Consider the following 25,736-nt stretch of genomic DNA (forward strand, 5'->3'; position numbering starts at 1 on the left):
ATTAAGCGTCAATCGTCGCATAAGTAGCGTTTTGTTCAATGAATTGCCTTCTGGGCGGAACATCGTCTCCCATTAACATGGAGAAAATCCGGTCTGCCTCAGCAGCATTTTCAATAGTTACCTGCCGTAACGTCCGGCCGTCCGGAGACATGGTCGTATCCCACAATTGCTCTGCCGTCATCTCCCCAAGACCTTTGTAACGCTGAATATGCAAACTATTCTCCTTACCACCGCCCATCTCTTGTATCAACTGTAATCTTTGTTCTTCGGTCCAGCAATAACGTTGCTCCTTCCCCTTCTTCACGGAATAAAGAGGCGGCGTCGCGATGTAAAGATAACCGTTCTCGATAACCGACCGCATGTAACGGAAAAAGAGAGTCATGATCAATGTGGCAATATGTGCTCCGTCGACATCGGCATCGGCCATAATAATAATCTTATGATAACGTATCTTTTCAAGATTTTCCGCCTTACTGTCTTCAGCCGTACCTATCGTGATTCCTAATGCCTGGAATATAATTTTAATTTCGTCACTCTCCCACACCCGGTGAGCCATCGCTTTCTCTACATTCAATATTTTTCCGCGCAAAGGCAATATGGCCTGGAAACGACGATCCCGTCCTTGCTTAGCCGTACCTCCTGCTGAATCTCCCTCGACCAAAAATATCTCGCAATTCTCCGGATTATTATCGGAACAATCGGCCAGCTTACCGGGAAGACCTGAACCGGAAAGTACCGTTTTACGCTGTACCAACTCTCTGGCCTTACGAGCTGCATGACGAGCTGTCGCTGCCAATATGACTTTGTCCACTATCGCTCTCGCGTCTTTCGGATGTTCTTCCAAGTAATTGGCTAATACCGTACTCACGGCTTGAGCCACGGCTGTTCCCACTTCCGTGTTTCCCAATTTGGTTTTCGTCTGACCTTCAAATTGCGGTTCAGCCACTTTTACTGAAATAATTGCCGTCAACCCCTCTCTGAAGTCGTCACCGTTGATTTCAAACTTTAACTTACTCAACATACCCATGTTTTCGGCGTAGGTTTTCAATGTCTGCGTCAACCCGCGACGAAAACCGGCCAAGTGAGTACCACCCTCCATGGTATTGATATTATTCACGTAAGAAAAAATATTTTCTTTAAACTCCGTGTTATAATGTAATGCGACTTCAATCGGTATACCGTTTTTTTCCGTGGTAATATGAATGGTTTCATCTATCAGCTTTTCCCGGTTGGCATCCAAATATTCAACAAACTCTTTCAGTCCTTCCTCTGAATAAAAAACCTCCGACTTATATTCGTTCGTATCGGGATCTATCATCCGCTTATCCGTTAACGACAAACGAATACCTTTATTTAAATAAGCCAACTCCCGTAAACGAGCCGCTAAAATATCATATTTGTATTCGGTTACATAAAATATCGTATTATCGGGTTTAAATAGAATGGTCGTTCCGGTACGATCCGTCTCTCCTACAGCCTCGACATCCCCGAGAGGAGCCCCCTTAGAATACTCCTGTTTCCAGATTTTTCCTTCCCGATATACCAATGCAACTAATTTCTCCGATAATGCATTCACACACGATACACCAACCCCGTGCAAACCACCGGATACTTTATAAGAACCTTTGTCAAATTTTCCTCCGGCATGTAAAACGGTCATAACGACCTCCAAAGCGGAACGATTTTCTTTATGGTGTTGTGCTGTCGGAATTCCCCGTCCGTCATCTTCAACCATAATCGAATTATCTTCGTTTATCGTGACTTCTATATTTTTACAATAACCGGCTAACGCCTCATCAATGGAGTTATCTACGACCTCATATACCAAATGGTGTAATCCCTTCGTGTTCACATCTCCTATATACATGGAAGGCCGCATACGAACGGCTTCCAATCCTTCCAACACCTGAATACTATCCGCAGAATACTCTTTTGCTGCTGCTTGCTCTAATTCTTCACTCATTGATTTATATATTTTATTTTTATTCTTGTAAGCAATATCCTATCTTCTTTCTAAAACATGCAAATATAAACATTTTTGTCCAAAAAAACGAGCAGAACACAAGATATTTTTACAGGGGTATAGCATGATTTAAGTATCTTATTATAAAAACTTTATACCATAATTTATCTCCCGTCTACAATCAGATTTGCAATAAAAATCGTATCTTCAAGAACCGGTGTCAAAAACAAACAACCCGATACGATTTTTCCCCCTTCGACAACCAAAGGAATATTTTTCTTCGTTTCTAAATAATAGCGGTAAGCTTCACCTTGACGCGAAAAACATTGCACTTGAAATACCCCTTCGCTCTCTTCCGCCAAATAATGTTCGGAAAGAGAAAGTGCTACAATCCCCATCGTGTACCTTAAATTGATCTCTACACAAGGATGAATTTTATAGTTACCCCATTCGTCCCGGTAGATCATCATATCAACTCCAAGACAACCGATATAATTTCCCCCGTATAACTTTTCAATAACCCGACTTACGGTATTCCGCAAAGTCAAAAAATCTTCTTTCCCGACATAACACGTAATTTTCTCTTCTATCTTTTCCTGCTTTCCCACGTAATTCCCCTTGTATTCACCTTCTTTTCCCACGTAAAAATCAGATAAACCCAAAAAAGAAGAATTTCCTTTGTCGTCAATCTCAAACTCCATGGCAAAATCCCATATCTTATCCCACATTTTTTCAACCATTACATATCTTTGCCTGTGAAATATACCATTCAACCATTCGATTGTCTTAGAGGTTATCTTTCCTTTCTCAAGCATAAATACCCCTCTCCCTGAAGAGGACCAAGGCGATTTTACAACGATATTTTCTCTCTCCGATAACTTTTTTATCTCTTCCACCGAATGGCATACTACCGGAACGAGTTCAGCCGGAAAATCCATATAACAACGTAGGATTTGAAAATAATCGATCACCTTCCGGCGACTATACCACTCTTCCCGTCCCGGACTCCACTCTCCCATTACACCCCCCGTAAACTCTTTTTTACAACGAGATTTTAGCTCCTTTAATAAATAATGTACCCTGGGACTCCATCCCCAAGGACGCAATTCATTGAATGAAATTCGACCCGCTTCCTCCCGGGTAATTCCAGATTCTACCAGACCGGGGAAAATATCGTATTCTTTCTTAAAACAATCGGACAAAGGCCTGTTTAATAGTACAAAATCTCCTTTATTTGCCAAAAAGGCAGGCAAAAATGCCAAATCATTCATCATTCTCATAATCTTCACAGGAGGAGTGTAACTGATTCGTCCATTGGCAATTGCCATCTCGTTATCCGAATTGAAAAAGTAAAGATTTCGCATCGTGTTAAAATTTTGTGAATAAAAATACACCATCGTGGTATATTTTTTGTAATATCCATACAAAATTATCGACAAAAAGTGGTTAAACAAAAGAAAATTATATAACGTTAGAAATATTAATCATTCTATAACATAATTAACGAAACTTTTTTTAAGAGTATAAGTATATACGCTTATGTGTCGATAATTGGTTAATGATAGAAAATTTAAATGAGATGATTTTACAATTAGCATTTGTTTTAACAGCTATTATTGTCGGAGCCCGCCTCGGAGGTATCGGACTCGGCGTCATGGGTGGTATCGGACTTGGAATTCTTACGTTTGTTTTTGGCTTACAGCCAACGACTCCTCCTATCGACGTGATGTTGATGATTGTGGCCGTAATATCTGCCGCTGCCTGCATGCAAGCGGCAGGAGGATTGGATCTTATGGTAAAGGTAGCCGAACGATTACTCCGAAAAAATCCGGCCCACGTAACTATCTTAAGTCCCCTGGTAACTTACATTTTTACTTTCATCGCCGGAACAGGCCACGTGGCTTATTCCGTGCTACCGGTTATCGCGGAAGTTGCCACGGAAACGAAAATTCGACCAGAACGCCCTTTAGGGATTGCGGTCATTGCCTCCCAGCAGGCTATCACGGCCAGCCCCATCTCCGCGGCAACAGTTGCTTTATTGGGATTACTGGCCGGATATAACATTTCTTTATTCGATATCCTGAAAATTACGATTCCTGCCACCCTAATTGGAGTATTAGCGGGAGCAATCTACTCCATGCGGGTAGGAAAAGAGTTGGTGGATGATCCGGAATACCAAAAACGGTTGGCAGACGGAGAATTTTCCAACAAGAAATATCAAACTCAGGATGTAAAAAACAAAAGAAACGCCAGTATATCCGTATTCGTTTTTATTATAGCTACGGTATTCATCGTACTCTTCGGCTCTTTCGACAGTTTCCGTCCCTCCTATTTGATCGACGGAGAAACCGTCATTCTCGATATGCCTTCGATCATTGAAATCCTAATGTTGACAGCAGCAGCTTTAATACTTATGTTAACGAAAACCAACGGATTAAAAGCCGCACAGGGTTCCGTGTTCTCCGCCGGAATGCAGGCCGTTGTCGCCATTTTCGGTATTGCCTGGATGGGTGATACCTTCCTGCAGGGGAATATGGCAGAATTAAAGAACTCTATTGAAGGAATTGTTACTCAAATGCCCTGGTTATTCGGAATCGCTCTTTTCGCCATGTCCATCCTGCTCTATAGTCAGGCTGCAACGGTAAGAGCTTTCATGCCTTTGGGAATAGCCCTGGGTATATCTCCCTATATGTTAATCGCCATGTTCCCGGCTGTAAACGGCTATTTCTTCATACCGAATTACCCGACAGTCGTTGCAGCTATTAACTTCGATAGAACAGGAACTACTCATATCGGAAAATACATATTGAACCATTCATTTATGATGCCCGGTCTCATTGCCACGATCGTATCCGTGGGACTCGGCCTATTATTCGTCCAAATTTTTTAATAAATATAGCTTAATCGTTTAACTAAAATTGAGAAATCATGAAAATGTTAAAAAGAATCAGTTTGGTGATAGCCTTAGCGCTATTCTCTGTTGCAACCGTATTTGCACAAAAATTACCGAACATCCACATTCTTGCTACGGGAGGTACGATCGCAGGTACAGGAACTTCCAGTACGGGAACGAACTACACGGCTGGTCAAGTTGCCATTGGTACCCTGCTCTCTGCCGTTCCTGAAATTCAGAAAATAGCCAATGTTACCGGTGAACAAATTGTAAAGATCGGTTCACAGGACATGACAGATGACGTATGGTTAAAATTAGCCAAAACCATTAACACGTTGTTAGCCAGAAAAGATATCGACGGCATCGTGATCACTCACGGAACCGATACGATGGAAGAGACGGCTTTTTTCTTGAATTTAACCGTAAAAAGCAATAAACCGGTAGTATTGGTCGGAGCTATGCGTCCTTCCACGGCATTAAGTGCTGACGGACCGTTGAATCTTTACAATGCCGTTGTTGTTGCAGGAGCAAAAGAATCTATGGGAAAAGGTGTATTGGTAGCCATGAACGGCATCATTTTGGGAGCTCACAGCGTATTGAAGATGAATACCATCGATGTACAAACATTCCAGGCTCCGAATTCAGGTCCTCTCGGCTACATCTACAATGGAAAAGTTTTCTACAACCAAACTCCGTTGAAAAAACACACGACTCAATCGATTTTTGATGTAACCAACTTAAATTCCCTTCCGAAAGTAGGTATCGTTTACAGTTATTCGAACATGGAAGGCGATGTTGTAAAAATGATGGCCAATGGCGGATACAAAGGAATTATCCATGCCGGTTTAGGAAACGGAAATATCCATAAGAACGTATTCCCGGAATTGATCAATGCACGCAAAAAAGGCATCCTTATCGTTCGTTCGACCAGAGTTCCGACAGGTCCTACCACCTTGGATGCTGAAGTAGATGACAATCAATACCAATTCATTGCTTCTCAGGAATTGAATCCTCAGAAATCAAGAATTTTATTGATGCTTGCATTAACCAAAACCAACGACTGGAAAACCATCCAGGAATATTTCAACGAATATTAATCTGATTCTTTAAAAAGATAAACACCCTGGCATACATTCTCTCAATAGCAGGTATGCCAAGGTATAAACCAAAAGAAAACGCGATCTTATGAAAAAAATAGTATTATTAGTATTGGTAATGGGTTGTGTACAAGGACTTTTTGCCCAAAGTACATCCAACGAGAAAACGCTATTCGAAAAGGTTTCCAAAATCGAAAAGAAAGTGGACTGGTTCCATCTTTATTTGAATATGCAGGGAACATTCAATGCCAATTTCAATTATGAAGGTGTAAACGGACTTCAACAGGCCGCTTTCAAAATGAATCAATTGCGTATCGAAGCCAAAGGTAATGTTACACCGTGGTTATCTTACCGTTGGAGACAACGCCTGAACCGGGGAAGCGGTAACGGTAGCACAAATATCGATAATATGCCGACCTCCATTGACATTGCCGGGATCGGAGTAAAATTGAACGATCAATTCTCGTTCTTCGCCGGTAAGCAATGTACCGTTTACGGAGGTATTGAATTCGATCTCAATCCGATCGAAATTTACGAGTATTGCGATATGATCGAATACATGAGCAATTTCATGACCGGATTGAATATCGCTTTCCAGGCTAATGAAAACCACCAAATTCAATTCCAGATATTGGATAGCCGAAACGGTTCGGTAGAAGAAACTTACGGCGATATCAACGAAGTAGGTATCGGCAACGGCCGTGCCCCGCTCGTGTACACCTTGAACTGGAACGGTAATTTCTTCGACGGAGCCTTCAAAACCCGTTGGTCTGCCTCCATCATGAGTGAAGCTGAAAAAAAACAGATGTATTACTACGCTTTGGGTAACGAATTGACCTTGGGTGATTTCAATATGTATTTCGATTTTATGTATTCAGACGAAGATTTGGATCGTAAAGGAATCATGACCGATATCTTAGGCGGTAGAAACAACTTGGACAATCATGTTGCATTCAATGCCAAATACATGTCGATGGTAGCTAAATTCAACTACCGCGTGGCCCCGAAATGGAATGTTTTCATCAAAGGAATGTATGAAACGGCTTCCATATTCAAAGCTACCGACGGAATTGAAAAAGGTAAATACCGTACCTCTTACGGTTACTTGGCAGGTGTCGAATACTATCCTATGGAAAGCAATCTGCATTTCTTTGCTAACTTTACCGGACGTTCTTACAACTTTACACATCGTGCAGCAGGTTATAACAATTACGATACTCAACGGGTATCCGTTGGTTTCATTTACCAGTTACCGATGTTCTAATATAAAAAATCCGGCAGTCCAAATCTGCCGGATTTTTTAATTCCAAACTACCCTATTTACAATATCCTCTTTAAATCGTAAATCTAAAATCCGAAATCATAAATCAATCACTTCATCACTCCTCTCAGCGATTCGGATTGTTTATTCGCTTTTTAGTGAATTAACCGGATTAAGAACGGCCGCTTTATAACTTTGCCAACCTACCATCAATAAGGCCACTATACAAGCAAAAATACCGGCAATAATAAAAATCCACCAACTGATCCCGACCCGGTAAACATAGCCGGATAACCAATAATTCATTATCCACCAACCGATCGGGCAAGCGATCACGAAAGCAAGCAGAATCCACCGGAGAAAACCGGATATCAACATTCGCAATACTTCCCGGATCGAAGCCCCGTTTACCCGACGCAAGCCGATCTCCCGCAATCGTTGTTGAATAAAATAGGTAGACATGGCCAATATACCCATCATACTCAATATAACGGCTAACAAACAAAAAATACCCACTAAAGAAGCGGTACGTTCGCCCTCTTTATACCATAGATTGATTCTATCATCCAAGAAACCGGAATCATAGGGACGCCCTTCGATAAATTTCGCGTACACGCTCTTTACCCGTTCATATGCCTTTATCGGGTTTCCGGTAACCCTCACCAGAATCAAAGATCTGCCAAAACTATTACCGAACGACACCTCTAACGGGCCTACCGCCTCTTTAAAATCATCGAAATGAAAATCTTCCATAATCCCTAAAATGGGAACGGTCCGTTCATTTCGTTTGTATGAAGTAGGTTCTCCCTCCAATTCCAGAGCTTTTATAGCGGTACGATTCAAATAAACTCCCGGGCCTGTTACCCCGGTAGGAGTCACCGGTATATCAAAAACGGAAAAAAATGCCGTATCCGTACAATAAACGGTAAAACCGATCCACTTACCCTCGGATACAAAGGTATTGTTATCCCCCCAAAAACCGGGAGCTCCCGAAGAGAAAGTACAGCTTTTTACTTCCGGCAATTGAGATAATTCGCTTCTGAATCCGGCATCCTGGCCATAATTTATCCTGTTCGTCAACCAAATAACATTCTCTTTATCAAAACCCAAATAATAATTTCGCATGTACTCCGTTTGCCTTTGAATAACCAAGGTGCCGATAATTAAAACGATCGTCACTACAAATTGGAAACAGATCAACACCTTACCGTACACGCTCTTGCTCTTCCGGTGAAACATCCCTTTAACCACCTCCACGGAATTAAAACGGGTAATCATCCAGGCAGGCATAATGCCGGCAACGATACCCGTCAAAACGACAAATCCCAGAATACCGATAAGATTAAAAAAAGAGAGATGATCTTTGATAGATATATCCGTTCCTAACAAATTATTGAATAAAGGTTCCATACTTACAGCCAATATCACCGCAATAATAAAAGCAAACAGACAAAGCCAAATAGATTCTCCGACAAATTGCCTGTACAGATTTGCGTTAGCCGACCCTAACAATTTCTTTACGGCAGCCTCCTTCGCCCGGAATCCGGTTCGTGCCACCGACAAATTGTTGTAATTAATCAACGCCAAAAGAAAAATAATAACCACAATGGCCGTCAATATACTAACCAACACTTTACTGTTTCCATGGGTAGCGCTCCCGCTATATTCGCTGAAATAAATATCCTGTAAAGGTTGTAAATCGAAAATTTTTGCCCTACCCGATTTATAAATCCAATAATTCTCCTTAAAATCAGCCAATATTTGAGGAATCTTTGAGATCAAATCGGCTCCGGACTTAGCTAAAAAATAAAGTCCGAAAGAGTTGTTATCATTGTTTTTCAATAGCTCCGGGCTCCCCCACATACGGGCAAGATACTCGAAGTTAACCACGGCATCACACGAGTTAAAGTGGGTATTTTTCGGTATGTCTTCCATGATCCCGGTTACCTTCAACCGATGTTGTTCGTTGAGTTCCACCTCCTGCCCTATTGCCGATCTGTCCCCGAACAGCTTTCGGGCATAAGAACGGGTTAAAACAATACTTTGAGTCGTGCATAATACCTCATTCGGATCCCCCTCTGACAAGTGAAAAGAAAAGATATTAAAAAAGGAAGAATCAGCCATGAGGATTTTCATATCCGACTTTTGTCCCTGCTCGTCGGTAGCGATAACATTTCGCTGAAAGATACGGGTATACGATTCGATCTCCGGATATTTTGCGGCTAATTCTCCTCCCACCAAGGTGCCGAAATAAGAACCGTAATCGGCAATCGCCCGGTAAATTCGATCTTTATTTTTATGGAAATTATCTACCGACAACTCCTCGTGAATATAGACACTCAACAAAATAACAAAAGCCATGGAAAAGGCAAAACCCGAAACGGTGATAGCAGTATAGAGCTTATTCCTCCGCAGGTTTCTAAAAAATATTTTTAAATTCGATAAATTCATACTGATTATTTTATAGTCAAGAGAGAGGTATCAACCCCTATGCCATAAAATCAGCATACTCATTTACAGCAAAATATACTAAAACGACTCTCTTGTCCTATCAAAAAATCATACAGTACGTGTATAATTTTTTGTCATTACCCTTTTCTCTCAAAACCTCGATTTCGAAAAGACAAAGATAAAATGTATGATCTAAAGATTCACTTCATCGTATTAAGTTTTCATCATTATTTTAGCTTTACCCATTTAACGGCGTCGGCCACGACTAATTGGGCATACTTCAACCTGCCGTCACTTTCGATAGGAGGAACTCCCCGGTCATCCAACACGACGCGGGATTCTCCTGCCGGTAGGGTGAAGGTACCTAACGATACCCAATCCGGATCGCCTTTTTGAACTTCCAGGACGATTTCTTCCTTTCCCCCTGGAGTGTAGACGGTATAGTAGTTTTTCATCCCCGGGTAATCGGTTGTATATTGATCCATGTGGCACATCTCTAAATGAGGTCGATGAATAAATATCTCGTATTTGCCTGCTTCCGGAAGATTTGCCGTCCATTCGGCCCTGAACTTTCCCGTGCCGGATGCTTTTGTAAAAGCGCTGCGAATATGATCACCGTAAGCCTTATTTAATCCATATTCTAAGGCTGGAACACCCCATGTGTTTGCTTTAGTATTACAACCCGCAAAAAAGTATTCTCGATCGTCCTCGTTCGTGATCAGATCCGCCAATCGTTTCCGGTTGTTTGCCGAATCGATCAACTGGAAGTTCTCGTCCTCGTTGTCCACGACAATCTCCCCCGGGGGGTAGAATTGATCCCTATCGAGCGGGGTAACCCCTTCTTTAGGTACAGGACCCGACAAGGGTGACTCCCCCCTGTTCAATAAAATATTTTTCGGTAAATTGCCCGAGTAGTTCGTGGTTAATTTCAGGGAATATCTCAAGTTTTCATGAACGACGATTCGTTTACATTCCCCGGGTTCGATCCGGTAACCCCGGCAATTCACGATCGTCTCTTCCCCGCTTTGCGTCCAACCGCGTGTAATGACCGAAACGACACCTTCCGTTTCACTGAAATTACCGACCTTGAAATCGATGACTTGTGTCTCTTTTGTCGTTTTACAGGAGAGATCTTTTATCGATAACAGGGGAAGTTGACGACTTGCGTACCACTCGTCCATGTATTCCTTGATGTTCTGCCCGAAACGCCGTTCGAACTCCTCGACAAACGAGTCGAAGTCCACTTCCCGGAAACGGGCACGCTCGCTAAATTCCCGTGTAAACCGGGTCAGGGAGTCCCAGGTGGTAATCGTCGTGAGGTAACCCAATAAATGAGAAACTTTTAAAGAAATAGCGATACTTTGCTCCCCGCTATACCCTTCCGTGATAACCCCTTCCAATCCTTTTTCCACGATCCGATTCAATATTTTCGGCGTTATATTTAATCTGACTTCTTCCGGCTGTATCATTTGATTGATTATTAAATCCATCCCCCTATACCTAGCTGGTCATTTATCCCCACTGAAAGGATTTTTATTTCTGAGAATTGAATCATTGAAAGCAGAGTTCATCAGGAATACAAACAATAAAAGGACTGACTCGGATTTCAATCTGAGTCAGTCTCATATTTGATGTAGCACGCTACAAGGAGCAAGAATTACAGTCTCTTACTTCCTTCTTGCAAGATACTCGATGGCATAAACCGGCCAACGGGGAACTTTTCGGATATTTGTACGGACTGCAGGAATGTCGCACAGCAGGAAGAGGGCTGCAAGAGCTAAGGCGAACCAGATAACATAGCCGTATACCTGTTTCATTGCCACCATCATCATGGAGTGCAGGAAGTCGTGCCCAACGTACTCGCCGAAGTTAAAGTGCGCCATATCCAAGTGAGTGAGAGTAAGTTGCTGTCCGTAACTCATCATATTATCGTTCATAAAGTGCGAGAAGATGGTGGTATGAATGCCATAACCTGCCGCTCCTGCCAGATACATATGGAGGATATTGAACACGAACAAGCCCATGAAAAACTGTTCAAGGCTGGGCACTGATTCGTCTAAAGCCCACATCAATGTGGGGGCAAGTATGGCATAAGCAAATCCCCGCAAGAATATGGCAAGGCGATACTGCTCGATATTGACATTCATGTCCAGCGTAAAGTACATCAACATACCATAGAACGCAATGCAGATGAAAGCTATGCCGAAGAGTTTCCATACCTTCCACTTTTTTACTTTTAGCCAAAAGAGGTCAAGCAAGATGCCAACGTACATACCGGGAAGTGCCCACATATACTGCGCCTCTTTGGTCAGCTCCTCCAGTCGGATGACTTCGCTGTAAAGTATCTCTTCCATTGTGTGTTCAGCACCGAAAGCAAGTTCGGCAAAAAAGGTAACGATGAGAATGGGAACAACGTTGCGACGTGTGAAAAGACTGAGTTCGACGTAAGGGTAACGGTAATAGTGAAGGCGGTAGAGCACAATGCCGGAAAGTACAATGGTCGCACCGAACAGAAGGCGCATGCGGAGCGTGTCGAACCACATGAAATAGTCACCATACACCACGATGTAAGATACCACGAGCATCAGTCCACAGATGAACAACGCTCCCTGAAAGTCAATCCCTTTGAGTGACAGGCGCTGGGGCATGGGACAGAACGGGCGGCAGAAGATGACTTGCGTGAGTAGTACGAACAGCATGGTGCCTATAGTAAAGACGTGCATCATCTGCCAGGTGAAATGATGACCGAACCAAGCTGCAAGCCATCCGCTGCCTTCTATAGCGGTGAGCAAGATGATGTGGAGCACGGGAAAGAAGACGGCAAAATCGCGTCGGGGGGTAATCCAAAGCTGAATGTTGCTCATACACTCGAACGTACCTTGTATCTTGGCCATTCCGGCAATGAAGCACACCACCGCAAGTACAGGTATCGACTGGCAATACATTGTCAGCACGTTGCATACGCCAAGGACAATGGCGGAACCGCAAAGCAACTGCCGGTTAGTGAAACGGAACTTCATGCGGAAGAGCATAGGGAAATACACAGCCATGCCCGCAAGGGTGGCATAAAGCAGGAAGAGTACGTCCTCAATCATGAAGTTGGTGGTGCCACGGATGCCATCCAGTGCACCGAGGTAGATGCCTCCGCTGAACTGAAAGCAAAGGGCGGTCAGCACGTACAGCCAGGGCTGGATACGGCGAGGCACCCACTCCTTCATCATCGGCATGGAAAAGCCCATGCTGGGGGGAGGACCGCCAGCACTCTTCATAAAGAATTCTGTTAATTGTCCCATTACGCATTACTCCTTAACGATACATTCCACATTATAACCGCCCTTTAGCTTGGCAACATCACTGTTCGTATCGAGCTTGATGCGCACGGTAACACGCTGTTCAACCTTCACAAAATTGCCAGTGGCATTGTCGATGGGAATGAGTGAGAAGGCACTGCCGGTAGCATCGGAGATGCGTTCCACCGTACCCGTATATTCCACATCCGGAACGGCGTCAGCTGTAATCTCCACCTTATTGCCCACATTGATGTGAGGCAACTGGCTTTCCTTGTAGTTCGCCTCAATCCAACGTTCATCCTTGTCAACGATACTCACCAGTGTCTGCCCCGGATTGACAAGCTGTCCTGCATGAATGTCCTTCGTGCCGACAGTACCGTCGCAAGTGGCAATGATGTAGCAATAAGAAAGATTAAGGCGGGCGAGGTCAACAGCACGACGAGCCAGTTCTATGCCCTGCTCCGAAGCAGAAAGATGATGTCCCTGCTCGGCTACAACAGCCGACTGCATCTGGCGTGAACGAACCGCCTGTTCATAGGCTGCCTTGGCACTCAGATAACCCGTATGTACTTTATCATACTGTTGTTGGGTGACGGCATCTTGGCTGAGGAGGTTCTTGAAACGGTTATCCTCACGCATGGCATTCTCCATCTGCGCACGTGCTGATTCGATGCCTGCCTCGGTAACGGTCATGCTTGTCTTGGTGGTAACGATGCTGCTTGCCGTTCCCTTCGAGCCCTGTTCGGCACGGATAAGGTCTGTCTCGGCTTGAGCCAGCCGCAAGCGAAATTCAGCATCCTCAATGATGACGAGTGTGTCCCCCTTCCTTACCTGCTGAAAATCGGTAAAGCGTACCTCACGGATGAAGCCTTGTACACGGCTGCTCTGAGGCACGACATTCTGACGAACACGGGCATTGTCGGTAAATTCTCCACTACCGAAGTGTATGAACTGACTTACCACGTAAACAGCTCCGCCCAAAAGGCAAAGCACGATGAGCGTATTATATATATAAGTGTATATTTTGTTCTTTTCCATTATTATAATGTATTTGTTACGTATTTGAGTTTATAGAAATTATAAAGCATACCGATGCGGGCATTGACCAGTGCTATTTCAGCAGAGAGTTTCATGTTAGAGGCATCAACCATATCAGTAAGGAGCGCAAGGTCATTCTGATAACGGTTTTGCACCACGGAGTAGTTCTGATTGGCAAGTTCCACCTGCTTCTGCTGCGTCTTCACCTCGGTGTAGGATGTCAGAAGGTTGGTGTAGCTTGCCTGTACACCATTCTCCACCCCCTCATGCGCCAAGGCGAGTGCTTCCTGCGACTGTTGATGCTCTACACGTGCCTTGCGGATGTGGTGTTTGTTCTTCCAAAGATTGCCAAGTCTGAATTTTACACCTATCCCGACGAACCACACGTTTACATTGCAATCTTTCGGGATGAGGTCTTGCGTATATGGACCAAAGAACTGATTCTCTGCCACAACAGCTACCGAAGGCAATGATTCCGCTTTTGCCTGCTTCACTTTCTGCTCCGCAAGATTTGTGGCAACTGCTGCCTGACGGATACCAAGGTTGTTGTCCGCTGCTGTCTGTTGCCATATATCTTGAGCAGCGATTGCCGAGATTGCATTTATTTCTGTGTCAAGTTCATTCTTATCGGGTACTATAACCGTCTGCTCCGGTAAATGAAGTGTTGTAACCAGCTGATAGTTGATGACAGTAGAAGCATCGGTGAGCTTCGTCAACGTGAGTTCAAGCCCCTGCAACTGAAGTTCATAGCGAGTGATATCGTTCTGCAAGACGGTGCCTTGCTCACGGCGGGCTTTCATTTGCTCAATCTCCTTCTGCGTCAGTGCGATATTCTGGCGAACCACTTCTATCTGATTGTTCAGCTTGCAGAGGTCAAGGTAGTAACCCGTCAACAAGAAGCGTACCTCCTGGCGGTTCTTCTCGACATCGAGTTCTGCCATTTCCTTACCCAGTTCCGCCATGCGGATACCCGAACGGATAGCACCACCCACATATACGACCTGCGACACTTGAGCTGTAAAACTGTTTCCCCAGTGGGGAGTGTCCTGTTTGCCGTTTGCTACGGGAACAGCTCCCACACCCGGCACGATGTAATCAGTCGTTCCATTAGTCGAAAAGCCTCGCGACAGCATGAATGCATTGCCCGTATAACTGCCCTGAAGGCTCAAATCCACACTCGGCAGCAAAGCCGATTTGGCTGCTGCCACCCCTTCATCGGCTGCCCGCAGAGCTACCTCACTCACTCTCACCTTTTGACTCTGCTGGTCAGCAAGGTTGTAAAGTGTTGTGAGTGTCATCGCCTGCACAGCCCTGTCTTGCGCACATATAGGCACAAAAAAAGCCCCTTCGGCCATCAGAGCGACAGCCAAAGCAGAATAAGCCATAAATTTGTTCATGAAATAAAAATAGATGTATTGTTGTTCATTATTTTTCCTTTAACCGTTAACCTTTGTCATTCCCTTGGAAATACTAATAATGAACTTAAGAGTCCGGACAGCATTACATCTGCCACAATGCTCTACAAACAGTCTCATCAGGGAATATAAAAAGATGAGAACCGAATATCAAGCACTATTGATTAAAAAATCCGGCGCAAATTTACAAATAAAAATTCAAAATAGGGTTGAGAAAGTCGGAATAATTGTATATGCAAACTTAAATAGGAATAGGATGTATCAATATAATTTTCTGTAACAATTGTTAGTACTTTTATCACCACACGAAGTTTTTTAATGAGGGTGCATCACTTTATTTATTACGATACACCCTCATTGTTGATTTATCTTCTCATTGAAAAGCCTCTCTTTTGCTGTTGGTCATAATTTCCTTCCACCACATTGTCAACTTCCCGTCTGGCTTTGATTTGCTCCCGGTTGTCAAACCCGCCTTTCTACTTGGCGGTGAAGTACAGGAAATCCCCGGCAGTCCAGTGTGATTGCCTGTCATTTCCGAACAGGTCAAGAGCACCCTTAATGTCCGACCTGCTCGGTGTCAAAGTGTGGCTTGTAATAATCACGAGCGAAACGGATAACACAATGTACCGCCTTGCGGAAGATGTCGCTTGTTTTGAGCAGCAGGAAACTGAGACAGCCAATAAGGAAGGTATAGAGCTTTCCGTGTTCGTTGGTATAGCGGAGTTGGAACTGCTTTTCGGACAGCTCAAAGTCCAGATACAGCACATTGTCAGTCCGGGCGATACGGTCGGCTATCTGCACGGCAAGGATGGACTTGCCCACATTGGAATCCGCAAAGAGGCAGGACAGTTCCCCCTCATACCAGAAGCTGTCCCACACTCAACCTCCGAACAACCTCCCGCCATTCAGGATGGTTCCATTCCCATTCTTCCAAACGACTCGACTCGTGGACCAGCAATTTTTCCCGATAAGATCTTAAAATCAATTCTATAATGTCTTCCGGTATTTCATGCATCGTATTCCATTTTTAATTTTGTCCTTACGACAGGAAAAAATCAAAAATGGGTGACAATATTTTTAATAAAAAGAAATTATTTTTTCAACAAGTATAGTAAAAAGCTGAATATAAGACATTCATACAAATATCATTCACGTATCATCTTAACGAAAGCCCATAAAATAGAGAAAGTTTTATCATCTAATCTTGTACGAAGTGTCGTGAGTGAACGGGTCAAAACTGTCTTCACGGTATTAATCGAAACATTAAACTCTTCAGCTACCTCCTTATAACGTTTTCCTTCTAAAACTACGGCTTTAAAAATTTCCCGTGTGCGGTCTGGTAAATTATCGATCTCCTTGTAAATAGAGCTCATGTAACGATCATAGTCCGATTCGTCAAACAGCTCCGAAGCAGGCCACTCCAAAACGGTATCTATCGGCTTTAATAAAATCTCTTCCTTCGATTCCAACACATTCAAACAACGATTACGAACCGACTGATATAAATAAGAACGCAAATAATTTTTTATCGAATCAAAACGTCTATTTTCCCAAAATTGAATAAGCGGTCAAAGGCCTGTAAAAACGACGAAAAAGCAATTCCAAGCCGTATTTATTTCCCTGTTTCAAAAGTTCTAAAATCTTATCAGCTTCCTCCATCCGATATCAACCTATTTTATAATACTCCTCATAAAAACTTATCCTATGAAATTATCACACGCAAATTAGACTCCCGTACTATAATTAATTATATAAAAATATACTTACACCATGAATAAAGACAAACAAATCTATATTTTTAACATGAATTTAATACAATATTGTTTTAATATAGACACAACAGATAACAATATAAAATATTCGTATTCCCAGTTACATATTAATATGCTGTTTTTTGTTGCTTTATTTATTTTGCAAAAGAGGAATATAGTATTATTTTTGCCGCCTTTAATTGAACTTAACCAAAAACACGTTAAACGGAATTATTCATGAAAATCGCCTCATTTATTATTTTGCTGTCGCTACTCTTTTCTCAAAGTCATTCACAAACCCTTCTATCGCATCTATCGGAACAAGACACTCTGTCCGGAAAATCTTTGTTCGAGACGGTCAGCGGTATAGAAAAGAAAACCGATTACTTCAATCTTTCCATACTTATGCAGGGAGGATTCAACACTAACTTCAGGGGAGATGAATTTGAACAAGCCGCTTTTAAGATGAAAGAGTTCCGTATCGATGCTCGCGGAAAAGTCACACCCTGGCTATCCTATCGATGGCGTCAACGATTGAATAGAGGAAATACCCCGGCCGAGTTGGATAACCTTCCCCTCTCCATCGACTATGCCATGGTCGATGTCCGGTTTTCGGATCGCCTCTCTTTTAAAATAGGAAAACAAGCTGCCGCATACGGCGGATTCGAATACGATCTCGATCCCCACGAAATTTACCAATATAGCGATATGATCGACTATATGTATTTCGATTTTATGACCGGATTAACCGGTATATATCAATTAAACGCAAATCAACAATTTCAGATTCAGATCGTCAATAGCCGTTGCAGTTCCATGGAAGAACTGTATGGGATATTACCGGAAGGAATGGAGAAAAGCAAGCTTCCATTGGCCTATACCCTGAATTGGAACGGTTATTTTTTCGGGAACAGGTTAGCTACCCGCTGGTCCTTTTCCCTCCTAAATCAAGCCCGTAACACTTGTATCTTCTATTATGTCATTGGAAATCAATTAAATATCAATAAATTGAATATCTATCTGGACTTTACTCTTTCGGACGAAGAACTGGACAGCCGGGAAATCATTTCGGATATCATCCGTTCCGAAGAAAATCCCACTTGTGCAGAATATACCAGATATCAATCCTGGGTAACGAAACTCAACTACCGTTTCCGCCCCCATTGGAATCTGTTTGTAAAAGGGATGTATGAAACGGCTTCCATTTATAAACAAACTCGGAACCGGGAAAAAGGGAAATACCGGACCTCGTACGGTTATTTCGGAGGAATCGAGTTCTATCCCATGAAAGAAAACTTCCGTTTCTACTTGGCTTACTTAGGGCGCTCTTATAGATACACGGACCGGGCAAACCAATATGGAACAAAAGATTATTCAACCACCCAACTGTCTTTGGGACTAATTTATAATCTTCCCTTATTTTAACCTTTAGAGATGAAGAGATTCTGTGATTAGAAAATTTATGATTTCGGATTTTAGATTGACAATTTAAAGAAGCAAGGGATTAAAGGATTCGGGGATTAAAAGATTCAGTGATTGAGTGATTGGGGATTAAGGGGGAAGGGCTAAAAACGAAGGAGCATCAATAGTGAACGGCGAGCGTCGTGTCCGGTTTGCGGAACGTCCAACCGACGGATTGTTTGAGCGAAGCGAGTCCCGGAGGGTAGTGAACGAAAAACGACTACACGACCGACGGAAACGTCCCGCCCCGAAGGGTTTAGCCCTCTCAATTGCAAATGAAGAGATGAAGGGATTGGAAGATTTATGATTTCGGATTTTAGATTGACGATTTTCCGCCCGTTCATCAAATGACATCAGAAACGGGTATCGACATCGACCCAAACAATTTCGTCGGTAAAATCACGGCACTCTCCCAACACCTTCCCTTCGGGATTCAACAACCGGGATCCTCCGGCATATTTCAATCCACCGGGATCAGTACCACAACAATTTACACCCGCGATATACGCTTTATTTTCTATTGCCCGTTCCCGTAACAACGTTTCCCAATCTTTTTGACGAGACTCCGGCCAATTGGCTACATAAACAGCCATATCGTAACCGACCCTGTTTTTACTCCATTCCGGAAAACGTAAATCATAACATATATAAGTGGCTATTTTATAGCCTTTGTATTCAAAAACCAATTGTTCCTCCCCCGGGGTATATCCACTCATCTTAAAACAATTGTGTTTATCATAAAAACGACACTCCCCGTCAGGAAAGGCTACCACCAACCGATTATAAAACTTCCCATTTTCATTGTACACCGTCGATCCCATAATCACGGCCCCCGTACGGGCAGACCATTGTTTCAAAGAATCCGTAACACGGGTAAAATAGGAAGCAACCCGTACTTTTTCACGGAAAGACTCCTGTTTTTCTCTCTTCTTCATCAAACACCCGGAAGCAAACAATTCGGGTAAAACGATCAAGTCCCCTTCCTTACATTCCGCCATCTTTCTGCCGAATGCTTTCAAATTCCCCTCAACGTCTCCCCAGAGGAATGAAGCCTGTACCAAACCTACCCTTAAGCCCTTCTTTTGTTGGGCCTCCGCCTTTCCGCACAGGCTTAAACAAAAACAGAGAATACAAAATCTAAATATCATAATATTGTTGTATACATATCAACTAATTTTTTTCCGAAGGAATCCGAAAAAAAGCGGATCGATCCCAGCTAAAAGATACTCCCGGTCGTTCAGATACAATTTTCCGGTTTCTATATCCAAAGTCAGTTGATCGCCAGACATATAGTCTTTCGCCACTTCCCGATTTATAATAATGTAAAGTCCGTAATTCATCGCCATCCGATAAAAATTACGGTTGACCGACTTCACGATGATCACGCGTATTCCTGCGGCCATTAACCCCGTCACGGCATGTTTAATCAACCTGCCGCAACCGAAATTTTCGCCGGCAACAATCAAATCCCCCGGTTTCGCCTCTACGGCAAAATTCATATCCAATCCGGCAAAGAGGGCAGGTTTTATCAAATCCGTCTGCTCATGAGTCACCTTATAAGTCAATTTCTCGGAAAATATCTGGTGACAAGAGATGTTATCGATATCGGAATAGTTCCAAATGGCTGCACTCTTACGATAATCATACTCTTCCAGACATCTTTGCTCCTCGGGTTTGCGCTTATATTTAAATTCGGCACCCTGAAAATGAATTACGGTCGACAACTCTCCCCGTATGGCCGTCATCGCTACCGTCACCGGAGAAGCGACATATTTCTTTACCCCCGATGTTACCGTGTTTCCGATAAAATGGCTATTGGTCGTCGAAATAAAACAACTGTTTTCGGCAGAAGCCATATGTCCTACACTCAGGCAAGGCCCACAACTGGCACCTAATATAATGGCTCCGGCCCGGGATAAGATATCGATAACACCCTCTTCAATTGCCTGCAAATAAATAGCCCGGGAAGCCGGAACAATAAAAAGCTGAAAACTATCGGCTACATGTTTCCCGTCCAATATCATCGCCGCCAACCTTAAATCTTCCAAACGACCGGCAGCACACCCTCCTATCAGCCCCTGTTGTATTTTAATACCCTCGATCTCGTTTACTCCTCTGATCTCTCCATGTACCGTATCCAGCACCAATGGAAATACTTTTGCCAAATCAACTTCAATATACCTGACATAATGAGCATCCTTATCCGCCCATATTCCCCGAACGGCCGGTTCTTTGAAATAATCAGCCAATACGTCGTCGGGCGGAAAAACGGAACATTCGATTCCCATCTCCGTGGATACGTTGGCTATCGTCATCCGATCGGCAATAGATAAACTCCCGACCCCATCTCCATGATATTCAATGACCTGTCCGTTTACCTCCAGTTCGCTCAATATCCCCATGATCCATAAGGCCAGATCTTTCGCCACAACACCATCGGGCAAGCTATTCTTTAAAACAAGCTTTATGGTCTCGGGAACCCTGAACCATATTTTACCCGTTTTCCACAAAGCGGCAGTCTCCGTCTTATTTATATCCATGGCAAAACTGTTAAATGCTCCGGCCGTAGCAATATGACTGTCACTTCCCGTGATTAACATCCCCGGCTTAACAATATCTGCCAGTACCTGATGGCAAATACCCCGGTCGCAATCATAAAAATGTTCTATATTTTGCTCCTCCACGAAATCACGAATGGAATTATATTCATTGATCATTTCATTTGTCAAACCGGATACTTTTCCATCCAACACGATAACCAACTGATTCGGACAATGCACGTTCTCCCCCTTCATTCGTTCGAATATTCTACGGATCCGAGCCGAATTATCATGACTTAAAACATAATCCGGTTCCCGGACGACAATACTTCCGCTGGGTGCATTCAATATTTTCTCGACAAATGTACGTTCCATAATTATTAATTTATCAATTTGACTACCGCCTCTATTTTTTCTACATCACTATAAAATTCTTCGTACTCTGGAATACCGGGAACCCCTCCCATCGATACCCTCGGATTACGATAAATCATTTTACTATCTCTATGATTTTTACCGCTTAAATGTATAGCATCCACCCTGTTTTTTATCAACCATGGTGTATTCGCAGCGTTAACGCCGGCTCCGGCCATAATTTTAATTCTCCCTTTGGCAAGGTCGACTAAGCGTCGGATATTCCCTCTTCCTTTCTCTACATCATTCTCACCTCCCGATGTCAATATCCGGTGACAACCGGCCCGGATCACATCTTCCAACGCCTCTTCCATATCCGCTACCATATCTATCGCCCGATGAAAAGTAACCTTCAAAGGAGCAGCACACTCCACCAATACCCTCATCCGCTCCGTATCCACCCGACCATCTGCTGACAAAATACCTGAAACGATCCCATCCGCACCACAAGACTTGGCATAAAGAATCTCTTCTTTCATCTGCTGAAATTCCAAATCGGAATAAAGAAAATCTCCTCCCCGCGGCCGGATCATCACGTATAATTCGATGGACAATAAATTTCTCGCCATTCGGATAGCAGCAGCCGACGGAGTCAATCCCCCGTCATACATAGCCGTACACAACTCCACCCGATCCGCCCCCGCCGCCTGTGCATTCAAACAGGATTCCAATGAATAAACACAAACTTCAACTTCCACCTTATGTTCCATACCTATACCGAATATCAATTAGATTATAAAAATAAACCTTTATTCCTTTCTATTCAAATAATCCACGAAGAAATTCATACGGAAACGAACAAAACAAACATACGTGAATCATCAATACCGTTTACCGGACTGAAATACACGACGATACTTATCGTAGTTTTTAATATACCACAATAAGTATTCTACCCCGTTTCGACGTCCCTTACAAATCAGGGGCGCAGTATACTGTAGTAATAAAAATCGATTATTTTACCGTTTTTCACGGCAGCTTTATGCAATACGGCTTCCAGAGTATATCCCACCTTTTCCAGCACATGCATAGAAGCTTGATTGTAATCGAATACCAAGGCATACAACTTTTGAAAAGGAAAAGTTTCAAAAGCATACTCCGTAACCGCTTTTATAACCTTGGGCATAACTCCTTTCCCCCAATAAGCTTCTCCCAGCCAATAACCGATCTCGGCCGTTATCCTTTCTATATCGCCCTCGGAACCGAATCCGATACTGCCGACAGCTTTGCCGTCAATCTCTATGGCAAATCGCATGGGAGGTCCCGGTAGCAAATGGACCATACTGATATAATCAAAAGCATCTTGCTTCGTGTAAGGATAAGGGAAATGATCCATTACATTATTCCATACTTTTACATTATTCGCGTTTTCCGCCAAGGAATTACAATCGGAGAATCGCCACTCTCTCAACACAAATCCGTCTCCTTCAATACGCACGGGTTGTGCTTCTTTTGGTAATATAAAAGCTTCCTTCCCGAAACTCATCGACGAAGGAAAATCACCTACATCTGTTTTCATAATCGCAAGATTCTTTTCAGAATCTTCCTCTATTCAAATTGTTTTTTATCATTAAAACTACGCAAACATACGGAGATTAATGATTCGCTGTACTCCGAAGTGAAAATAAATTTTCAATAAACAAATTGATATATATCAATGCGTTACAATAAACAGAAACTCTCTTTTTACAAAAAATCACGGAAAACGGAATCAAAAGAGACCGGTTTGCATCGTGCAGGAAGAAATTATTCCCATTCCATTCCGAATAACTCCTCAAACTTCCGTTTTACGACTCCTTTCACCTCCTCCATAACCAATGTATGCTCCAATTCCCGGGCCATCGAAGTAACTCCCTTGTCCACGAATCCGCAAGGATGGATGTAATTGAAATAATTCATATCGGTATTCACGTTTAGGGCAAAACCATGCATAGTCACAAAACGGGAACATCTGATTCCAATGGCACAAATTTTACGGGCTTTCGCTCCCGTAGACTCCAGCCATACACCGGTCGCTCCCGCTAATCGTTCTCCCTGAATCCCGTATTCGCCTATACTTTGAATAACGACTTCTTCCAAACGATCCACATAATCTTTTACACCCAATCCGAAATTATCCATATCCACGATCGGGTATACCACCAGCTGTCCCGGACCGTGGTAGGTAATATCCCCCCCCCGGTCCACTTTTACAAATTCTGCCTGCTTTGCCTGAAGCTGAATGGAATTGATTAACATATTGGCAGCATCCCCGCTCTTTCCCAAAGTATAAACATGAGGATGCTCCACGAACAAAAGATAATTGGATGTAGTTTCCCCTTTCGATTTACGGGCTTTGATCCCATCCATCAATTCCTCCTGTTTTTGCCAAACGGAACGGTAATCCGCCAACCCCAAGTCTAAAAATACGGTCTTCTTCATCTTATCTGACATGCTTCTCGGCATGGTAACTGGATCTTACCAGAGGACCGCTCTCCACGTGTGTAAATCCTTTTTCCAAACCAATCCGATGATACTCTTCAAATACTTCCGGCGTAACGTACTCCTTTACTTCCAGATTTTTAGCCGTAGGTTGTAGATACTGGCCAATCGTCATGACCTTACAGCCTACTCCGCGTAGATCGTCCATCGTCTCCAAAATTTCGTCTCTGGTCTCTCCCAATCCTAACATAATACCGGATTTCGATACAATCCCCGAATCGGCAATCTGTTTGATCACCTCCAAAGAAACCGGATAGGTAGCCCTGCTTCTGACACTATCGGACAAACGCTTTACAGTCTCCAAATTGTGGGAAATCACATTCGGACGAGCATCGATAACCTGCTGGATCAACTCTTTCCGCCCTTGGAAATCAGGAATCAACACCTCCATGGTAACCTCCGGATTTATCTCCTTTACCTTCCGTATAACCTTCACCCAATGAGAAGCTCCCAAATCATCCACATCATCCCGGTCTACCGAGGTAATTACGGCATGTTTTAATTTCAACAACTGAATGGAACGGGCAATATTGTCCGGTTCCTGAGGATCCAAGGGTGCCGGATGTCCGGTCTTTACGTTGCAAAATTTGCAGGAACGGGTACATACGTCTCCCGCGATCATAAACGTGGCCGTTCCGTTTCCCCAACATTCACCCTGGTTCGGGCACATTCCGCTCGTACATATCGTATGCAAATGATGTCCCCGAACTATATTCAATACCTCTGTCGAACTCTGTCCTTTCGGCAATTTTATTTTCAACCATTCCGGTTTTCTTCTGCTGTTACAACACGCCATATGAAGTCTTTTAAATTTCCGGCAAATATACCTCTTCTCTGTTGCATAAAAAAGAAAAGCTGTCTAAAAAGACAGCTTTACCACTACTACTAACCCTAATTTTGACTTGCTCAATTCTGAACTACTCAAATCCATTAAAAATTCCCGTTTTTATTACTTAGTTATCTCTTAGATGTAAAAAAACGGAAAAGGTTGCGTCAGTCCGAGAAAAATAATTATTTATTTTCAAAATAACGACAATAGGAAGCAATACCGCAATTTTCACATTTGGGTTTACGGGCCGTACATACATATCTCCCGTGCAGTATCAGCCAATGATGTGCCGTTGAAAGAATTTCGGTCGGGATATGCTGTACTAATTGTTTCTCCGTCTCCAACGGGGTCTTCGCGTTAGTAGTCAACCCGATTCTATCGGACACCCGAAATACATGGGTGTCTACGGGCATAGCTGCTTTTCCGAAAGCTACCGCTTCGACGACATTGGCGGTTTTTCTACCCACTCCCGGTAAAGTCTGCAATTTTTCCATATCATCAGGAACTTTACCGCCGAAATCGGTAACCAGTTTCTTAGCCATCGCGGAAAGGTGTTTCGATTTATTATTAGGAAAAGAGATGGATTTAATTAATTCGAATATTTCCGATACTTCCGCCTTCGCCATGGACTCGGCATCGGGGAAACGGGCCAAGAGTCCGGGCGTCACCATATTCACCCGCTTGTCCGTACATTGAGCCGACAAAATCACGGCTACGATCAATCCGAATGGGTCATGATAATGCAATTCGGTCTCGGCTACCGGCATATTCTCTTTAAACCACTCAATAACATTTTTATACCTCTCTTCTAATTTCATTTTTTGATTTTTTATATTCTATACCACAAAAATA

21 protein-coding genes and 2 pseudogenes are annotated in these 25,736 nt (G+C 43.2%); 5 read left to right on the forward strand and 18 right to left on the reverse strand.

The features are described from left to right. Position 1: 1 nt before the first annotated feature. Both gyrB and QZR76_RS07340 read right to left on the reverse strand, forming a co-directional pair. Positions 2 to 1,963, reverse strand: a complete 1,962-nt coding sequence (gyrB, locus tag QZR76_RS07335; protein WP_294141800.1) for a DNA topoisomerase (ATP-hydrolyzing) subunit B — start codon at positions 1,961 to 1,963, stop codon at positions 2 to 4. A 164-nt stretch (positions 1,964 to 2,127) separates the two neighbouring features. Continuing rightward, entirely contained in the window at positions 2,128 to 3,327 is a 1,200-nt protein-coding gene (locus tag QZR76_RS07340) for a hypothetical protein (RefSeq protein ID WP_294141802.1), read from the reverse strand. 215 nt (positions 3,328 to 3,542) lie between these two features. On the opposite strand from QZR76_RS07340, the gene QZR76_RS07345 reads away from it, so the two are divergent. The 3 genes from QZR76_RS07345 (at position 3,543) to QZR76_RS07355 (ending at position 7,217) form a co-directional block, all read left to right on the forward strand. Continuing rightward, positions 3,543 to 4,853 carry an anaerobic C4-dicarboxylate transporter gene (locus QZR76_RS07345; protein ID WP_294141805.1) on the forward strand — a complete coding sequence of 437 codons (1,311 nt, stop codon included), beginning with the start codon at positions 3,543 to 3,545 and terminating at the stop codon, positions 4,851 to 4,853. Positions 4,854 to 4,891: 38 nt separating this feature from the next. Next, positions 4,892 to 5,953, forward strand: a complete 1,062-nt coding sequence (gene ansB / locus QZR76_RS07350; RefSeq protein ID WP_294141806.1) for an L-asparaginase 2 — start codon at positions 4,892 to 4,894, stop codon at positions 5,951 to 5,953. Between the two features lie 88 nt (positions 5,954 to 6,041). Then, complete coding sequence (locus QZR76_RS07355) at positions 6,042 to 7,217, forward strand: porin (RefSeq protein WP_294141808.1); 1,176 nt, start codon at positions 6,042 to 6,044, stop codon at positions 7,215 to 7,217. 141 nt (positions 7,218 to 7,358) lie between these two features. Here the strand turns inward: QZR76_RS07355 and QZR76_RS07360 are convergent, their stop codons facing one another. The 9 genes and pseudogenes from QZR76_RS07360 to QZR76_RS07400 all read right to left on the reverse strand — a co-directional run bounded on the left by QZR76_RS07360 (position 7,359) and on the right by QZR76_RS07400 (position 16,925). After that, positions 7,359 to 9,665 carry an FtsX-like permease family protein gene (locus QZR76_RS07360; protein WP_294141810.1) on the reverse strand — a complete coding sequence of 769 codons (2,307 nt, stop codon included), beginning with the start codon at positions 9,663 to 9,665 and terminating at the stop codon, positions 7,359 to 7,361. A gap of 227 nt (positions 9,666 to 9,892) precedes the next feature. Continuing rightward, positions 9,893 to 11,134: a hypothetical protein gene (locus QZR76_RS07365; RefSeq protein ID WP_294141811.1), complete on the reverse strand. Its 1,242-nt coding sequence runs from the start codon at positions 11,132 to 11,134 to the stop codon at positions 9,893 to 9,895. A 198-nt stretch (positions 11,135 to 11,332) separates the two neighbouring features. Further along, complete coding sequence (locus QZR76_RS07370; protein ID WP_294141813.1) at positions 11,333 to 12,934, reverse strand: hypothetical protein; 1,602 nt, start codon at positions 12,932 to 12,934, stop codon at positions 11,333 to 11,335. A 30-nt stretch (positions 12,935 to 12,964) separates the two neighbouring features. After that, positions 12,965 to 13,993 carry an HlyD family secretion protein gene (locus tag QZR76_RS07375; RefSeq protein WP_294141815.1) on the reverse strand — a complete coding sequence of 343 codons (1,029 nt, stop codon included), beginning with the start codon at positions 13,991 to 13,993 and terminating at the stop codon, positions 12,965 to 12,967. A gap of 2 nt (positions 13,994 to 13,995) precedes the next feature. Then, positions 13,996 to 15,390 carry a TolC family protein gene (locus tag QZR76_RS07380; protein WP_294141816.1) on the reverse strand — a complete coding sequence of 465 codons (1,395 nt, stop codon included), beginning with the start codon at positions 15,388 to 15,390 and terminating at the stop codon, positions 13,996 to 13,998. A gap of 383 nt (positions 15,391 to 15,773) precedes the next feature. Then, positions 15,774 to 16,092, reverse strand: a pseudogene (locus tag QZR76_RS07385) (mobilization protein); the annotation flags it as partial. Then, positions 16,093 to 16,287, reverse strand: a pseudogene (locus QZR76_RS07390) (AAA family ATPase); the annotation flags it as partial. Then, complete coding sequence (locus tag QZR76_RS07395) at positions 16,265 to 16,423, reverse strand: hypothetical protein (RefSeq protein WP_294141817.1); 159 nt, start codon at positions 16,421 to 16,423, stop codon at positions 16,265 to 16,267. The gene QZR76_RS07395 and the pseudogene QZR76_RS07390, both read right to left, overlap by 23 nt. Before the next feature lie 130 nt (positions 16,424 to 16,553). Beyond that, positions 16,554 to 16,925, reverse strand: a complete 372-nt coding sequence (locus QZR76_RS07400; RefSeq protein ID WP_294141819.1) for a sigma-70 family RNA polymerase sigma factor — start codon at positions 16,923 to 16,925, stop codon at positions 16,554 to 16,556. A 471-nt stretch (positions 16,926 to 17,396) separates the two neighbouring features. Between QZR76_RS07400 and QZR76_RS07405 the strand changes: the two genes are divergently transcribed. Together QZR76_RS07405 and QZR76_RS07410 are read left to right on the forward strand one after the other, a co-directional pair. Next, positions 17,397 to 18,584 carry a porin gene (locus tag QZR76_RS07405; RefSeq protein WP_294141821.1) on the forward strand — a complete coding sequence of 396 codons (1,188 nt, stop codon included), beginning with the start codon at positions 17,397 to 17,399 and terminating at the stop codon, positions 18,582 to 18,584. Between the two features lie 163 nt (positions 18,585 to 18,747). Beyond that, positions 18,748 to 18,927, forward strand: a complete 180-nt coding sequence (locus QZR76_RS07410; protein ID WP_294141822.1) for a hypothetical protein — start codon at positions 18,748 to 18,750, stop codon at positions 18,925 to 18,927. Positions 18,928 to 18,973: 46 nt separating this feature from the next. Here QZR76_RS07410 and QZR76_RS07415 read toward each other — a convergent pair whose 3' ends face one another. From QZR76_RS07415 to nth, 7 genes are all read right to left on the reverse strand, one after another. Further along, positions 18,974 to 19,768, reverse strand: coding sequence for a nitrilase-related carbon-nitrogen hydrolase (locus tag QZR76_RS07415; protein WP_294141823.1), 795 nt, complete (start codon positions 19,766 to 19,768; stop codon positions 18,974 to 18,976). A gap of 18 nt (positions 19,769 to 19,786) precedes the next feature. Continuing rightward, the gene (locus QZR76_RS07420) at positions 19,787 to 21,535 is read right to left on the reverse strand and encodes an aconitase family protein (protein ID WP_294141825.1); all 1,749 of its coding nucleotides are present in this window, start codon (positions 21,533 to 21,535) and stop codon (positions 19,787 to 19,789) included. Positions 21,536 to 21,540: 5 nt separating this feature from the next. Further along, positions 21,541 to 22,284 carry a copper homeostasis protein CutC gene (locus QZR76_RS07425; protein WP_294141827.1) on the reverse strand — a complete coding sequence of 248 codons (744 nt, stop codon included), beginning with the start codon at positions 22,282 to 22,284 and terminating at the stop codon, positions 21,541 to 21,543. A 209-nt stretch (positions 22,285 to 22,493) separates the two neighbouring features. Further along, entirely contained in the window at positions 22,494 to 23,093 is a 600-nt protein-coding gene (locus QZR76_RS07430; RefSeq protein WP_294141829.1) for a GNAT family protein, read from the reverse strand. Positions 23,094 to 23,320: 227 nt separating this feature from the next. Next, positions 23,321 to 23,995 carry a lipoyl(octanoyl) transferase LipB gene (gene lipB, locus QZR76_RS07435; protein ID WP_294141831.1) on the reverse strand — a complete coding sequence of 225 codons (675 nt, stop codon included), beginning with the start codon at positions 23,993 to 23,995 and terminating at the stop codon, positions 23,321 to 23,323. A gap of 1 nt (position 23,996) precedes the next feature. Beyond that, a complete protein-coding gene (gene lipA, locus QZR76_RS07440; RefSeq protein WP_294141833.1) occupies positions 23,997 to 24,851 on the reverse strand; it encodes a lipoyl synthase in 855 nt (284 codons plus the stop codon). Positions 24,852 to 25,066: 215 nt separating this feature from the next. After that, positions 25,067 to 25,702 (reverse strand): endonuclease III, encoded by a 636-nt coding sequence (gene nth, locus QZR76_RS07445; RefSeq protein ID WP_294141836.1) that lies wholly within the window; start codon positions 25,700 to 25,702, stop codon positions 25,067 to 25,069. Positions 25,703 to 25,736: the final 34 nt, after the last annotated feature.

This window comes from uncultured Sanguibacteroides sp., from assembly GCF_900543425.1.
Classification (GTDB): domain Bacteria; phylum Bacteroidota; class Bacteroidia; order Bacteroidales; family Marinifilaceae; genus Gabonibacter.

Coding starts and splice junctions, on each gene's coding strand:
- QZR76_RS07380 (WP_294141816.1), bottom strand. CDS start 15,390: ATGAACAAATTTATGGCTTATTCTGCTTTGGCTGTCGCTCTGATGGCC.
- QZR76_RS07395 (WP_294141817.1), bottom strand. CDS start 16,423: ATGCATGAAATACCGGAAGACATTATAGAATTGATTTTAAGATCTTAT.
- QZR76_RS07355 (WP_294141808.1), top strand. CDS start 6,042: ATGAAAAAAATAGTATTATTAGTATTGGTAATGGGTTGTGTACAAGGA.
- QZR76_RS07360 (WP_294141810.1), bottom strand. CDS start 9,665: ATGAATTTATCGAATTTAAAAATATTTTTTAGAAACCTGCGGAGGAAT.
- QZR76_RS07370 (WP_294141813.1), bottom strand. CDS start 12,934: ATGAAGAGTGCTGGCGGTCCTCCCCCCAGCATGGGCTTTTCCATGCCG.
- gyrB (WP_294141800.1), bottom strand. CDS start 1,963: ATGAGTGAAGAATTAGAGCAAGCAGCAGCAAAAGAGTATTCTGCGGAT.
- ansB (WP_294141806.1), top strand. CDS start 4,892: ATGAAAATGTTAAAAAGAATCAGTTTGGTGATAGCCTTAGCGCTATTC.
- QZR76_RS07425 (WP_294141827.1), bottom strand. CDS start 22,284: ATGGAACATAAGGTGGAAGTTGAAGTTTGTGTTTATTCATTGGAATCC.
- QZR76_RS07345 (WP_294141805.1), top strand. CDS start 3,543: ATGATTTTACAATTAGCATTTGTTTTAACAGCTATTATTGTCGGAGCC.
- lipA (WP_294141833.1), bottom strand. CDS start 24,851: ATGGCGTGTTGTAACAGCAGAAGAAAACCGGAATGGTTGAAAATAAAA.
- QZR76_RS07430 (WP_294141829.1), bottom strand. CDS start 23,093: ATGAAAACAGATGTAGGTGATTTTCCTTCGTCGATGAGTTTCGGGAAG.
- nth (WP_294141836.1), bottom strand. CDS start 25,702: ATGAAATTAGAAGAGAGGTATAAAAATGTTATTGAGTGGTTTAAAGAG.
- QZR76_RS07365 (WP_294141811.1), bottom strand. CDS start 11,134: ATGATACAGCCGGAAGAAGTCAGATTAAATATAACGCCGAAAATATTG.
- lipB (WP_294141831.1), bottom strand. CDS start 23,995: ATGAAGAAGACCGTATTTTTAGACTTGGGGTTGGCGGATTACCGTTCC.
- QZR76_RS07415 (WP_294141823.1), bottom strand. CDS start 19,768: ATGATATTTAGATTTTGTATTCTCTGTTTTTGTTTAAGCCTGTGCGGA.
- QZR76_RS07405 (WP_294141821.1), top strand. CDS start 17,397: ATGAAAATCGCCTCATTTATTATTTTGCTGTCGCTACTCTTTTCTCAA.
- QZR76_RS07420 (WP_294141825.1), bottom strand. CDS start 21,535: ATGGAACGTACATTTGTCGAGAAAATATTGAATGCACCCAGCGGAAGT.
- QZR76_RS07375 (WP_294141815.1), bottom strand. CDS start 13,993: ATGGAAAAGAACAAAATATACACTTATATATATAATACGCTCATCGTG.
- QZR76_RS07340 (WP_294141802.1), bottom strand. CDS start 3,327: ATGCGAAATCTTTACTTTTTCAATTCGGATAACGAGATGGCAATTGCC.